This window comes from Sinorhizobium sp. CB7, from assembly GCF_041357635.1.
Lineage (GTDB): Bacteria > Pseudomonadota > Alphaproteobacteria > Rhizobiales > Rhizobiaceae > Rhizobium.
Genome location: NZ_JAULLL010000005.1, coordinates 254454 through 268522, shown reverse-complemented (window position 1 = coordinate 268522; position 14069 = coordinate 254454). Strand labels below are relative to the sequence as shown.

Annotated in this window: 12 protein-coding genes; 7 read left to right on the top strand and 5 right to left on the bottom strand. The window is 60.5% G+C overall.

Annotation, left to right across the window (positions count from 1 at the left end; genetic code table 11):
• The 3 genes from glgX to AAE029_RS12050 all read left to right on the top strand — a co-directional run bounded on the left by glgX (position 1) and on the right by AAE029_RS12050 (position 2736).
• Positions 1-1977, top strand: coding sequence for a glycogen debranching protein GlgX (glgX, locus tag AAE029_RS12060; protein ID WP_371073079.1), 1977 nt, complete (start codon positions 1-3; stop codon positions 1975-1977).
• Positions 1978-2067: 90 nt separating this feature from the next.
• Positions 2068-2556 (top strand): MaoC family dehydratase, encoded by a 489-nt coding sequence (locus AAE029_RS12055; RefSeq protein WP_371073078.1) that lies wholly within the window; start codon positions 2068-2070, stop codon positions 2554-2556.
• A gap of 9 nt (positions 2557-2565) precedes the next feature.
• Positions 2566-2736 (top strand): hypothetical protein, encoded by a 171-nt coding sequence (locus AAE029_RS12050; protein ID WP_371073077.1) that lies wholly within the window; start codon positions 2566-2568, stop codon positions 2734-2736.
• A 454-nt stretch (positions 2737-3190) separates the two neighbouring features.
• On the opposite strand, the gene AAE029_RS12045 is transcribed toward AAE029_RS12050, so the two are convergent.
• The 4 genes from AAE029_RS12045 to AAE029_RS12030 all read right to left on the bottom strand — a co-directional run bounded on the left by AAE029_RS12045 (position 3191) and on the right by AAE029_RS12030 (position 8393).
• Complete coding sequence (locus AAE029_RS12045; RefSeq protein ID WP_371073076.1) at positions 3191-3739, bottom strand: sarcosine oxidase subunit gamma; 549 nt, start codon at positions 3737-3739, stop codon at positions 3191-3193.
• Positions 3732-6725: a sarcosine oxidase subunit alpha gene (locus tag AAE029_RS12040; RefSeq protein ID WP_371073075.1), complete on the bottom strand. Its 2994-nt coding sequence runs from the start codon at positions 6723-6725 to the stop codon at positions 3732-3734. Before AAE029_RS12040 ends, AAE029_RS12045 begins: the two co-directional genes overlap by 8 nt.
• Positions 6722-7063, bottom strand: a complete 342-nt coding sequence (locus tag AAE029_RS12035) for a sarcosine oxidase subunit delta (protein ID WP_371073074.1) — start codon at positions 7061-7063, stop codon at positions 6722-6724. Before AAE029_RS12035 ends, AAE029_RS12040 begins: the two co-directional genes overlap by 4 nt.
• Before the next feature lie 76 nt (positions 7064-7139).
• On the bottom strand, positions 7140-8393 hold the full coding sequence (locus tag AAE029_RS12030; RefSeq protein WP_371073073.1) for a sarcosine oxidase subunit beta family protein: 1254 nt from the start codon (positions 8391-8393) through the stop codon (positions 7140-7142).
• Positions 8394-8694: 301 nt separating this feature from the next.
• On the opposite strand from AAE029_RS12030, the gene rpsU reads away from it, so the two are divergent.
• From rpsU to AAE029_RS12010, 4 genes are all read left to right on the top strand, one after another.
• The gene (gene rpsU / locus AAE029_RS12025) at positions 8695-8907 is read left to right on the top strand and encodes a 30S ribosomal protein S21 (RefSeq protein ID WP_003585885.1); all 213 of its coding nucleotides are present in this window, start codon (positions 8695-8697) and stop codon (positions 8905-8907) included.
• 136 nt (positions 8908-9043) lie between these two features.
• Complete coding sequence (locus AAE029_RS12020) at positions 9044-9955, top strand: tetratricopeptide repeat protein (RefSeq protein ID WP_371073072.1); 912 nt, start codon at positions 9044-9046, stop codon at positions 9953-9955.
• A gap of 326 nt (positions 9956-10281) precedes the next feature.
• A complete protein-coding gene (locus AAE029_RS12015) occupies positions 10282-11937 on the top strand; it encodes a sensor histidine kinase (RefSeq protein WP_371073071.1) in 1656 nt (551 codons plus the stop codon).
• A gap of 130 nt (positions 11938-12067) precedes the next feature.
• Complete coding sequence (locus AAE029_RS12010; protein WP_371073070.1) at positions 12068-12550, top strand: DUF992 domain-containing protein; 483 nt, start codon at positions 12068-12070, stop codon at positions 12548-12550.
• A gap of 111 nt (positions 12551-12661) precedes the next feature.
• Here AAE029_RS12010 and AAE029_RS12005 read toward each other — a convergent pair whose 3' ends face one another.
• A complete protein-coding gene (locus AAE029_RS12005; RefSeq protein ID WP_371073069.1) occupies positions 12662-14056 on the bottom strand; it encodes an NAD(P)(+) transhydrogenase (Re/Si-specific) subunit beta in 1395 nt (464 codons plus the stop codon).
• Positions 14057-14069: the final 13 nt, after the last annotated feature.

Genomic DNA, 14069 nt, shown 5'->3' with positions numbered 1-14069 from the left:
ATGGGAAGGAGCGGGTTGGGACAGGGCGGAGCCACTATTTTTGACACCGGCGTTGATTTCGCCGTGTGGTCGCAGCATGCCACCCAGATCGACCTGTGCCTGTTTGATGAAGCCGGAGACACGGAATACTGCCGCCTGCAGATGGAGCGGGACGACGAACATGTCTACCGGCTCTTCGTCGATGGACTGAAGGAAGGGGCCCGCTACGGCTACCGCGCCGACGGAATCTATGCACCCGATAATGGGTTGTGGTTCGACCCGTCGAAGCTGCTGGTCGACCCCTATGCCAAAGCGTTGGACAGGCCCTTCCGCTACGACCGCCGGCTCGGCATCCATGGAGAAGAGACGGCGGATCTGGTCCCGAAGGCGATCGTCACGCGCGATGCGCCGCTGAAAATCCAAGGCTCGCTCTTCAAGCCCGGTGGCTTTATCTACGAAGTGGCCGTCAGGCCCTTCACCATGCTCCATCCCCATGTGCCGGAGGAAAAACGTGGCACGGTCGCGGCTCTTGCCCATTCGGCCGTTATCGCTCATCTGAAGCATATCGGCGTCGATGCCGTAGAGCTGATGCCGATCATCGCCTGGATCGACGAGCGTCATCTGCCGCCTCTCGGCCTCACCAATGGCTGGGGCTACAATCCGATCGCTTTCATGGCGCTGGATCCGCGCATCGTGCCGGGCGGAATGGCGGAGCTTCGCGACACCGTCGCCGCATTCCACGCCGAAGGCATAGCCGTCATCCTTGATCTCGTTTTCAACCATACCGGCGAAAGCGACCGCTACGGCAGCACCCTCTCCCTACGTGGCCTCGACAATCTCTCCTTCTACCGCCATCAACCCGGCCGCCCGGGAGAGCTCGTCAACGATACCGGCACCGGCAATACGGTTGACTGCGACCACCCCTATATCCGCCGGCTCATCCTCGACAGCCTGCGCCACTTCGTTCTGAATGCCGGCGTCGACGGCTTCCGCTTCGATCTGGCGCCGGTCATCGGCCGTAGAGAGAACGGTTTCGATCCTGACAGCGCGACGCTGCGCGCCATGCTCTCCGACGATATTCTCACCGGCCGCATCATGATCGCCGAGCCTTGGGATATCGGTCCGGGCGGCTATCAGCTTGGCAATTTTCCTTCGCCCTTTCTGGAATGGAACGATCGGGTCCGCGATGATGTTCGCCGATATTGGCGCGGCGACGACTACGGGACCGGACGTCTCGCCACCGCGCTCGCCGGCTCGTCGGACACCTTTTCCAGGCATGGCGCGCAGCAGACCCGCAGCGTCAATTTTCTTGCCGCCCATGACGGCTTCACGCTGAAGGACGTGGTTTCCTACTCCCACAAGCACAACGAGGCCAATGGTGAGGAAAATCGCGACGGACACAATGAAAACTTCACCTGGAACAACGGTGCGGAAGGCCCGACCAGCGATCAGGCCATTTTGAACAAACGGCGAAGTGACGTCATGGCACTGCTTTCCACCCTTTTTGCCACGCGCGGCACGATCATGCTGACAGCCGGCGACGAGGGCGGGCGCACGCAGCGCGGCAACAATAACGCCTATTGCCAGGACAACGACATCACCTGGCTGGATTGGACGGCACTCGACAGAGATCTCGTCGCGCATACGGCATTTCTCTCCGCCGTTCGCCGGCGTTTCTCCGTCTTTTCCGAACTCGGGTTCTTTTCCGGCAATGGCGACATTGAATGGCTCTCGCCCGAAGGCGCGGCGATGACGGTCAGCGAATGGGAAACGCCGTCCCTTTCAGCGCTTGCCATGGTCACGGCAACCGAGGATAGGGATACAGGACGTCGGACGCGTCTCGCCATCCTGTTCAACAGGGCCGATAGGGAACAAGCCTTCAAGCTGCCGCCGTCCAAAACGGCGGGATGGCATCTGCTCGACGCCGCAAAACCCGGAAAGGTTGCTGAGCCGGCCGTTGTGCCGGCCCGCTCCGTCCATTTCCTCATTGAAAATTAATCTTCACCTTCCAACTGTTCCTTTCCTTGTCGCATTCGTCACAAATGCCATGTAAGGCATTGATAGCGACGACTTTTTCAAGAGGGAATCATGGCTGGGGAGATTTCGCTTTCGGATGTGAAGAACCTGGTCGGAACGGAAACCGGCTTGTCCGACTGGATTACTGTCGATCAAACGATGATCGATGCCTTCGCACATGCAACCGACGATCATCAATTCATCCATGTCGACCCCGAGCGCGCCAAGGCGGAATCTCCTTTCGGCGGCACCATCGCCCATGGCTTCCTGACACTCTCGCTGCTGTCGGCGATGAACTACAACGGTCTGCCGAAGATCCGCGAACAGACGATGGGCATCAATTACGGTTTCGACAAGGTCCGCTTCATGTCACCGGTAAAAGCCGGCGCGCGCGTGCGCGGACACTTCATGCTCACGGACGCCCGTTTCCGCGGCGCGGGCATGATGATGCTGACCTACGAAGTCTCGATCGAAATCGAAGGCGAGAAGAAACCGGCTCTCACCGCGACCTGGATTACGATCACGCAATTTGATCCGAAGGATCGCCCCGAGGGGGAATGAGGTCGAGAAGTGTCCCTCATCGATAACGAACAGACGAAGCTCCTCGCCAATGCACTTGATCGCGCTTCGACAGCCTGCTTCACGGTTGGAATTGCCACCCCGATAGCTGGTCTGGTTTATAATATCGGCAATTTCGCAACCCTGTCTGGATTGCAGGTGGGAATTTATATTCTGACTTAGCTTTTAGTCGCCCTTTTCCTACATTATTTGGCGAGACGTACTCTCAAAAGGCTGATCCCATGAACTCATGGTTTTTCGTCTCGGTGGTGCTTCCGGCAATCGTAGCCGCAATCGGCTATCTTGCTGTGCTCTTGCATGAGCGCGAATTGCGTAAACACCGCATCAAACCTGGCAAATAGACAAGCGGGCAGCCTACAGAGCGACTCGACCGCCGATATCGCCCGAAATCGTTGGCACGCCTGATCACCTGCCTTGCGGCAGCAGTTCGTTTATTCCTTCCAACAGCTCTGCAGCATGCCGCGCCGGTCGAGCGAGATGAACCTGGCGCGTTGCTGCTTGCTTCGGAGATAGGGTGCCGAGAACACCGCACTCTTCGGCGCCGAGACTGAAAGCAGGAATGATCTGGCTCGCGAGATTTGGCGAGGCCGCCGTGTCACGCCAAAAGCAAGAACGATCAGTGCGCCGCGTCCTGCGCGGCCTCGGCAAGCAGGCTGAAGGCATAGTCCGAGAAGGACCGCCAGCATTCGACCCGGAACGTGTCATCCTCCGTCCTGAGCAGCACGATCTCCACTTTGCCGAAGACGGTGCGTGAGCAGGCACCGATGGGAAAGACCTCCAGCGAAAGATCCTGCGGGCAGCCGGCCGAAAGCGTTGCTTCCGCACCGGGACCGGAGACGATGATCGCCGTGTTGCGATGGGAAACATCCGTCGCCGAATGCAGCGCGCCGCAACTTGCAAGCATCGCCATCAAGTCGGCGCCCGATTCGTCTATCACCAGCCATTCGTCCGGACCGAGCCAGAGGGCCGAGCGCCCATCGGATCTGCCAGATGTCTTCGGCGTAGCCGGCAATGTCAAGCCGAGCGTTGTCGAAAGGGCGGCGATCGACCCTTCGGGCGCTCTGAGCGAGACCCGGCTCGCCGGGGCGGCGGGCGTGAGGCGCACTGCGACCGAGCCGCCGTGACGGCCCGAAAGCGGCAGAATGCGAATTGCCGAATCAGCCATTGATGCGGCCTCCTTCCTTGTCAAAGAACACGGTGTCAGTCACCTCGACCGCGATCGTCTTGTCGGGCATCGGCACATAGAGCGTCCGGCCAACGCGCGCTCTGCCGTCTGCAATCAGCGCAAAGGCGATCGAACGGCCGAGATTTTCCGACCAATAGGATGACGTGACATGGCCAAGCATGGTCATCGGTTTCGGCTCGCTCGGACTTACGACAATCTGCGCCCCCTCCTCCAGGACCACGTTCGGCTCGCGGGTGACGAGGCCGACGAGTTGCTTGCGCCCCTCCCTGATGAGATCAGGTCGCTTGAGGCCGCGAATGCCGACGAAGTCGGCCTTTTTCTTCGAGACCGCCCAGGAGAGACCGGCATCGTCAGGCGTGACTGTGCCATCCGTATCCTGGCCGACAATGATATAGCCCTTCTCAGCGCGCAGCACATGCATCGTCTCGGTGCCGTAGGCGCAGGCGCCGAGTGGTTCGGCACGCGCCCAAACGGCTTCCCAGACGGACTGGCCATAATCAGCGGGCACGTTGATCTCAAAGCCTATCTCGCCGGTGAAGGAAACACGGAAAAGCCGCGCCGGCACGCCGCAAACCTTGCATTCCGCCACACTCATATGGGGGAAGGACTCATTGGAAATATCCAGTCCCTCAACCAGCGGCGCGACGATCTCGCGCGCCTTCGGCCCCTGAACGGCGATCACCGCCCATTGTTCGGTCGCCGAGGTCAGCCATACCTTCAGATGCGGAAATTCCGTCTGCAGATAGTCTTCCATATGGTTGAGCACACGCGGCGCGCCGCCGGTCGTGGTCGTCACATGGAAGCGATCTTCCGCCAGGCGTCCGACGACGCCGTCGTCATAGACGAATCCATCCTCGCGTAGCATGATACCATAGCGGCAGCGCCCGGGCTTCAGTGTGTCCCAGGCGTTCGTGTAGATCAGATTGAGGAATTCGGCGGCATCCGGCCCGACCACCTCGATCTTGCCGAGCGTGGACGCATCGAAAACCCCGGCAGCCTCGCGCACGGTCCGGCATTCGCGGTTGACCGCCTGATGCATGGTTTCGCCGGCCCTTGGATAGAACCAGGCACGCTTCCAGTTGCCGACATCCTCGAAGACCGCGCCATGCGCCTCTTCCCAAGGATGGATCGGCGTCTTGCGCGCAGGATCAAAGAGCTCGCCGCGCGAATGACTGATCAGCGTGCCGTAAGTTACCGGCGTGTAGGGCGCGCGGAAGGTCGTGAGCCCCACATGCGGAATCTCGCGCCCGAGCATATCGGCGGCGATGGCAAGCCCGTGCATGTTGGAAAGCTTGCCCTGGTCGGACGCCATGCCGTTCGTCGTGAAGCGCTTGATATGTTCGATCGAGTGCATGCCCTCTCGCACGGCAAGCCGGATATCCTTGGCGCAGACATCATGCTGGAAATCGACAAAGGCCTTGGAATTCACCTCTGGCCCTGCGCCTTCACCGCTGCCGATCATGCCCCCGGTCCAGGTGAAAGCCTGTTCACCGGAAAGCGCTATCTTACTGCCCGCGGCCTTTCCGACGGCCTGCGCCGTCAGTTCGCCGGCGGCAAGTGATTCCTCTATCGTCTCCTGCAACCCATCCGTACCATTGCAAGCCCCGACGGAGAGGCAATCCTGCACATAGGTTCCGGGCAGGAAGCGCTGGCTCTCGGCATCGAACTTCACCTTGCCGCGCGATTGCGAGAAGAGATGCACCGACGGCGTCCAGCCCGCCGAAACGAGCATCGCGTCGACCGCGATCTTGCGCGCCGAACCGCCGCCGTTGCGGACAACACTCATCGAGGAGATCCGCAGCCGGCCGGCGGTGTTGATCACCGAATGACCGGCGAGCACCTCGATCCCAAGCGAGCGGGCTTCTGCAAAGACCGCCTCGCCCGGCTTCTGGCGGCAATCAACGATCGCGGCAATCGCCACACCCGCCCTCTTCAGATCGAAAGCGGCCTCATAGGCCGAGTCATGAGCGGTATAGACGCCGACCTTGGCGCCGACGGCAACGCCATAATGATTGAGATACATCCGCGCGGCCGAGGCGAGCATGATGCCTGGGCGGTCATTGTTCGGGAACACCATATGGCGCTCGATAGCACCGGTCGCGAGAATCACCCGTTTGGCGCGGACCTGCCACAGCCGTTCGCGCGGGAGATCGCGGCCGGGCCTTGCCAGATGATCGGTGACGCGCTCGGCGAGTCCGATAAAATTGTGATTGTAGTAGCCGAAGGCGGTCGTGCGGATCAGCACCTGCACATTGGTCATCGCCTTCAGCCTGGTGACCGTCTTCTGAACCCAGTCATAGCCATCGATGCCGTCGATCCTCACGCCGGCGTCAAAGCGTAGCGCGCCGCCCGCCTCCGATTGCTCATCGCAGAGGATGACCTTGGCGCCTGCTTCGGCTGCTGCGAGTGCCGCGCAGAGGCCGGAAATGCCGGCGCCGACGACAAGCACGTCACAATGGGCGAAACGGCTGGCATAATGGTCGGGATCGTCCTCCGTCGGAGCTACGCCGAGACCGGCGGCCCGGCGGATGAAGGGTTCGTAGACATGTTTCCACGCCTTTCTCGGCCACATGAAGGTCTTGTAGTAGAAGCCGGCGGCGAAAAAGGGCGAGAGCAGATCGTTGACGCTGCCGGCATCGAAAGCGAGCGTCGGCCAACGGTTCTGCGATTTTACGATCATGCCATCGAAGACCTCCTGCACGGTCGCGCGCACATTCGGCTGCTTGCGCGCGGAATCGCGGGAAATATCGAGCAGCGCATTCGGCTCTTCGGCACCGGCGGAAAGGATTCCGCGCGGCCGGTGATACTTGAACGAACGGCCGACAAGGTGAATGCCGTTGGCAAGCAGTGCTGAGGCGACGGTATCGCCCTCGAGCGCCGTATAGCTCTTGCCGTCAAAGGTGAACCGGGCGGTCCGGGCGGGCGTCAGGCGTCCCTTGCCGGCGATACGATTTGCGCCGCTCATTGCGCCTCTCCTTCCAGAGCCTCATAGGTCTCGATTTCGGCGCTCGTCACGGGACTGGGATTGAGATCGGGTTTCGGCTCGCCCGCCTTGTATGTCGAAAGAAATTTGTCACTGACTGTATCGCGCGCGGCGTTGAAGAAGCGTCCGCAGCCGTGGATATGGCGCCAGCGCTCGAAGATTAGCCCCTTGGGGTTGTCGCGCAGGAAGAAGAATTCCTCAAACGCCTCATCCGAGATCGAAGCGATGTCCGCGGGCCGCACAATGTGAGCGTCCCCGGCATTGCGGAATTCGAGCTCGGAGCGCTCTTCCTGGCAGTATGGGCAATAGATCAGCAGCATGTCTTACCCGTCTTGGAACTCTGATCCGGTGACATCCGTCCCGGAAGGTTGATCATGAGGAGAACGGCCGCAAGCATCAGTGCGCCACCGCCGCAGCCGCTGCCTCGTCGATCAGACGGCCGGTCCGGAAGCGCTCCAGCGTCAGACCCGCATTGAATTTGTGCGGCTCGTCGCGGGCGATCAGATGCGCGAAGAGATTTGCCGAACCCGGCGTTGCCTTGAAGCCGCCCGTTCCCCAGCCGCAATTGACATAGAGGCCCGGAACCGGTGTTTTCGACTGGATCGCCGAACGGTCCGGCGTATTGTCGACGATGCCGCCCCAGGAGCGCATCATCTTGACGCGCCGGAACATCGGGAAGAGTTCGCAGATGGCATCGAGCGTATGCGTGATGATCTGCAGCCCTCCGGTCTGGGAATAGGAATTGTATTGATCCGTTCCGGCGCCGATAACGAGTTCGCCCTTGTCGGACTGCGAGATATAGGCATGCACCGTGTTCGACATGACGACGCAGGGAAAGATCGGCTTCAGCGGCTCGGAAACGAGCGCCTGCAACGGGCTCGATTGCAGCGGCACGCGCACACCCGCCATCTGCATGATGACGCTGGTGTGGCCGGCGGCCGACACGCCGATCTTTTTCGCGCCGATGAAGCCGCGCGTGGTGTCGACGCCGGTCACACGCCCGTCCGGCCCGCGGCGGATGCCCGTCACCTCACAATTCTGGATGATATGCACGCCGCGGTCCGAGGCTGCCCGGGCAAAACCCCAGGCGACGGCGTCGTGCCGTGCCGTGCCGCCGCGCCGCTGCAGGGCCGCGCCGTTGATCGGGTATCGTGCCGTTTTTGAAATGTCGAGCGGCGGGCAATAGGCTTTCGCCTGTTCCGGCGTCAGCCACTCATTGTCGATGCCGTAGAGCCGGTTGGCGTGAATGTGCCGCTTCAGCGACTGCTGGTCGTGAATATTGTGCGAGAGCATCATCACGCCGCGCGGCGAATACATGACATTGTAGTTGAGATCCTGTGACAGCCCTTCCCAGAGCTTCATGGAATGCTCATAGATGTGCATGCTCTCTTCATAGAGATAGTTCGACCGGATGATGGTCGTGTTTCGGCCGGTATTGCCACCGCCGAGCCAGCCCCTTTCCAGGACGGCGACATTGGTGATGCCGTGTTCCTTGGCAAGGTAATAGGCAGCACCCAGCCCGTGCCCGCCGGCCCCGACAATGATGACATCATATTCTTTCCGGGGTTCGGGCGAGGTCCATTGGAGCTCCCAGCCCTTATGGCCACGCATGGCCTCGCGGACCACAGCAAAGACCGAGTATTTGCGCATTCGCCTTCAACTCCTCAAGGAAAGCCTCATCGGATGGGGCAATACAAATCGCAAATCGATTTCCGACACAACGTTTCTTTTGCGACGCATTGAAGCGCGTCTTTCGACACTGAATAGATAGACGGCGGCGAGCGCACTTTTCTCCCCCAAAGGCAAACTCCGATATGGACTTTGACGAGCCGATCTGTTATCCCGCTCTACCAATCGCAAGGTCACAGGCCTCGCGAACGTTATTCTTTTCGCCTCTGACCGCTTGTTTCCGGAGGCGAGGACAACTCAAAACCAAAGGAACGGGATTCACGTGCAGGTACTAGTCCGCGATAACAATGTCGACCAGGCTCTCCGCGCTCTCAAGAAGAAGATGCAGCGCGAAGGTATTTTCCGCGAAATGAAGATGCGCGACTACTATGAAAAGCCGTCGCAGAAGCGTGCGCGCGAAAAGGCGGAAGCTGTTCGACGTGTTCGCAAGCTGGCTCGCAAGCGCGCACAGCGCGAAGGCCTGGTTGCACGCTAATCGCGATCCGTCGTTTTTTCGACGTTTTCGGATGTATGTCTGGCGGGGGCGAGTCGTTCGCCGCCGCCTTTTTTGATTTGCCGCGCAGCTTGGCGGGTGGCGAAATCAGACATGATGCATGGGGAAGCAAGCCCGAATGGCCGTCACGACATTTCAATCCACGCACTCTTCGAACATGACCCCTTATCGTGCGAAGAGCCGCATTGCCGTTCTTCCGGTTCTGGCCGTACTTACCGCCTTCAGTCTGGCGGGATGCCAGAGCAATACGACCGATGCCGTGATCCGCATCGACAAGGCTCAGGGCTCGGAAGAGAATATTGCGTCCCTGACCTCGGTCATTAACGCCAATCCGCAGAATCCCGAAGGCTACAACGTCCGCGGCTCGGCTTATGGCCGCGCCGGTGAGTTCAGCCGCGCACTTGCGGATTTCAATCAGGCGATTCAACTCAATCCGCGCTTCTATCAGGCCTATGCCAACCGTGCCCTCGTCTATCGCAACATGGGCAAGCAGAACGAAGCCGTCGCCGACTACAATGCAGCACTGCAGATCAATCCGAACTACGATGTTGCCTATATCGGCCGCGGCAATGTCTATCGCCTTGCCGGCCGCGACAACGATGCCTTCAACGATTTCAGCAAGGCTATCCAACTCGGAACGACGGATGGCCGCGCCTATCACAATCGCGGCCTGCTCTATCAGAAGCGCAACCAGCAGGCGCAGGCGATCGACGACTTCTCCAAGGCGATCTCCCTCTCGCCGAATTCGCCCGAACCCTATAACGGCCGCGGTATCTCCTATATCGCCACGAACGACGATGAGAACGCCTTCGCTGACTTCAATCACGCGATCGAGCTGAACGACAAGATTGCCGAATCCTGGGCCAACCAGGCGCTCGTCTATGAACGGCGCGGCGACATGGCAAAGGCTGCGCGCTCCTATGCGCATGCCGTCGGCCTTGATCCGAAATATCAGCCGGCAAAGGACGGCCTCGCCCGCACGCGCGGCGCCGCTCCGACCACCAATACTGCCAGCGTCAACGCCGGCTGACCGGGAAAGGCGGACACCGACCGTGTCCGTCCAACGGGAACTCTCCGGTCATCGGCATTTCGTTCGACCTGCGATCACAAGCCGCGATCCACCGCCTGCAAGGGCAGACATGCAACAATGACTATGAATTGGCGGCGCGTGAAATTTTCAGATATTGCAAGTGTTTGCAGCGATCCCTAACATATCTGACATCAATAGCAGGCTATCTTGAGTTATGTGGGGGCGTTCGGCATGACGGCGAAAACTCTTCCTCTTGGCTTTGTTGATGCCGGCGAAAGCCGGCTGCCGCGGCCGCATTCCGTCTGTCGCGCACACTGAAGGTGCGGATGAAAAGACTGCGGCTATTTCCCAAGGCGCCGATCGGCGCATATCTGATCGCGATGGCTGTTGCCATCGCGCTGCCGATCTTTGCCTTCGTTGCCCTGCTCCTGCTGCAGCTCGAGAACAACCAGCGCGATGCGCTGAAAGGGGACACGGTGCAGGATGCCGTAGCACTTGCCCGCGGCGTCGACAGGCAGCTCCAGGACATGGCGACGACGCTGCGCCTGCTTTCCACGTCTCCCGAACTGGAGCAGGGAGACATGGCCGGCTTTCATGCGCGAACGGAAACGGTGCTGAGATCGGATTCACTCTTTGTCCTCCTGGTCGATGAGGACGGCAATCAGAAGCTGAACACAAGGCTTCCTTATGGAAGCCCGCTCGGCAAGATGGCGAACATTCCCGCACTGCAGTCGGCATTGAAGTCGGGCAGGATCGAAGCTTCCGACGTCTTTGTCGACACCATCGGCAAGAGGTGGGTTTTCAACGTCGCGCTTCCGATGGGTTCGTCTCCCGCCGGTGCTGCGCTGATCGTGACCCAGGACGCACAGCAGCTCAGTTCGATCGTCGCGAACGAGAACCTGGCACCGGGATGGTCCGCGGCGATTCTCGACAGCTCCGGCCACGTGGTGGCCGCAAGCGGCCCCGCGACGATGGAGCAGGGTGCCCCTTTTAACCCGCAAATCCTCCCACATCTGATCGCCTCGCGCGGTGTCTTCGAAGATCAGAAGATCCTGCCCCAGGGTTTGCTGGCCTATGCTCAAATCCCCGGCTGGTCGTGGAAGACGGTCGTCTGGGGACCGGTTGCTTCCGCCCAGGCATCGATCATGAGCACATGGCGCTTCCTGATCTATGGCGGTCTTGCGCTGCTGGCCATCGCGATCTTCGCCGCCTATATCGTCGCCCGACAGGTGCGCTCGACCATCCGCAGCATCGCCGACATGGCCGACCGGCTCGGCCAGGGCGAGATTGTCGCACCGATCGAAACGAGCGTTATCGAGGCCAACCAGGTGGCGGTGGCGCTTTCCAATGCGTCATTCGATCGAAGCCAGACTGAAGATCGCCTGCATTTCGTCATGCACGAACTCGTGCATCGGACAAAGAACCTTTTGACCCTCGCCCAGGCCATGACCCGTCAGCTCGGTAAGCAGGCCGAAACCGTCGATCAGTTTCAGGCTGCCGTCACCGATCGCCTTGAAGGACTGGCGCGCTCCATCGAGATTCTGACCCGTGAACAGTGGGCTGGCGCCTCGCTCTGTCGCGTCATAGACATCCATCTCGCAGCCTTTCCGGAATCGGCCGAACAGATAGAAATCGAAGGTCGCGATTTCCTGCTCAAGCCGGAGGCAGTCCAAAATCTCGGACTGGCGCTGCACGAATTGGCAACGAATTCGATCAAATACGGCGCCCTCTCCGTGTCCGAAGGACGTGTCCGCATCACCTGGCAGGATGTTCAGGAAGACGGCAGCGAACCGATGATCCGATTGAGTTGGACGGAAAGCAACGGACCACTGGTCGAGACGCCGTCGCGCACCGGTTTTGGTACCACCGTCATCAAGACCCATGCGGCCGCCGCCTTCAGCGGAACCGTGCAGATCGACTTTCTGCCGGAAGGACTCGTATGGATTCTGACGGCGCCACGCAGCGCGCTCGGGAAAAAGTAGCCCGGAAAGTTGTTGAAATTCCTCTTTTTCGGCATGTCTCAGCCTCGTTCGGCAGGCGTTCTTCGATCGCGCGCCGGAACATTCAAAGAGGGCGCCCGTTTCCGATAGAGACACCAAAGGAGGAAAGATCATGCTGAAACACTCGATGATCGCGGCGACCGTCGCGGCCGCAGCAGCGTGGGCTTCGCCGGCGGGCGCGGACAATTACGTGGCCCTTGGTCGGCTTGTCTGCGGATCGGAAGGCGGCACCGGGTTCGTCTTCACCTCTCAGAAGAACCTTACCTGCACCTATACGCCGGCAGGCGGCGGACCGGTCGCTATCTATGCCGGCAAGGTCGAAAAGTTCGGTCTCGATATCGGTCAGACGGGCAAGAGCGTCATGATATGGCAGGTTCTCGCCAAGACTGGAACGCCGGTCAGCGAATATGCGCTCGCCGGAGAATATTTCGGTGTCGGTGCCGATGCCAGCTTCGCGGCCGGCGCCGGTGCCAAGGTGATCGCAGGCGGCACCAACAAGGCCTTCATGCTGCAGCCGCTCAATGTACAGATACAGGAAGGCCTCAACATCGCCGTCGGCGTCGACAAGATGACGCTGGCACCGGGCGAAATCTGATCCGATCGTGACGCCTGCGGATCGATGGAAGCATTCGATCGGTAAGCCTCAAAAGAAATCCGTCCCGGCCAACGGCCGGGACGTAAGGAATGTGGCTCTGGAGCGAGACGCTTAATCCGCCATCGCCTTGACGATTTCCTCGGTCATCTTCTTGGCGTCGCCAAGCAGCATCATCGTGCCATCCTTGTAGAAGAGCGTATTGTCGATGCCGGCATAGCCGGAACCGAGCGAACGCTTGACGAAGAGGCAGGTCTTTGCCCTGTCGACGTCGAGGATTGGCATGCCGTAGATCGGCGAGGTCTTGTCGTCACGTGCCGCAGGATTGGTGACGTCGTTGGCGCCGATGACATAGGCGACGTCGGCCTGCGCGAACTCCGAATTGATGTCCTCGAGCTCGAAGACCTCGTCATAGGGCACGTTCGCCTCGGCGAGCAGCACGTTCATATGACCCGGCATGCGGCCCGCCACGGGATGGATCGCATATTTCACCTCGACGCCGTGCGCCTTCAGCCTGTCGGCCATCTCGCGCACCGCATGCTGCGCCTGCGCCACCGCCATGCCGTACCCTGGCACGATGACCACCTTCGAGGCATTGGCCATCAGATAGGCGGCGTCCTCCGCCGAACCGAGCTTGACCGTGCGGTCGACATGATCGGCAGGCCCGGAAGAGATCTCGCCGCCAAAGCCGCCAAGAATGACCGAAATGAAGGATCGGTTCATCCCCTTGCACATGATGTAGGAGAGAATGGCACCCGAAGAGCCGACCAGCGCGCCGGTGATGATCAGCGCCAGATTGCCGAGCGTAAAGCCGATGCCTGCGGCCGCCCAGCCGGAGTAGGAATTCAGCATCGACACGACGACCGGCATGTCCGCGCCGCCGATCGGGACGATCAACAGGACACCGAGAGCAAGCGCAAGCACCACGACGGCCCAGAAGTCGAAGTGGCTTTCTGTCACCGCGAGCCCGGCGATGAAAAGCACGATCAGCGCCAGCAGGGCGATATTGATGAAGTGCCGGTAGGGCAGCAGGATCGGCTTGCCGGACATGCGCCCGTCGAGCTTCAGGAAGGCGATGATCGAACCGGTGAAGGTCAGGGCGCCGATCGCGACCCCGATGGCCATTTCTATGCGCGCTTCGGTGTGGATCGATCCGTTCTGACCGATGCCGAAGGAGGCCGGCGCATAGAGTGCGGCCGCCGCGACCAGCACGGCAGCAAGGCCGACCAGAGAATGAAATCCGGCGACGAGCTGCGGCATGGAGGTCATCGGGATGACGCGGGCGATATAGGCCCCCGCCCCGCCTCCGATGGCGAGCCCGAGGATGATCAGCACGAGGCCGCCGAAAGAGGGCGTTCCCAGCATCAGGGTCGTGGCGATGGCGATGGCCATGCCGATCATGCCGTAGAGATTGCCCCTGCGGCTGGTGGCCGGATGCGACAATCCACGCAACGCCAGGATGAAAAGCACGCCTGAAACAAGATAAAGGAAAGCAGCGATATTGGTCATGATGCGGCCGTTC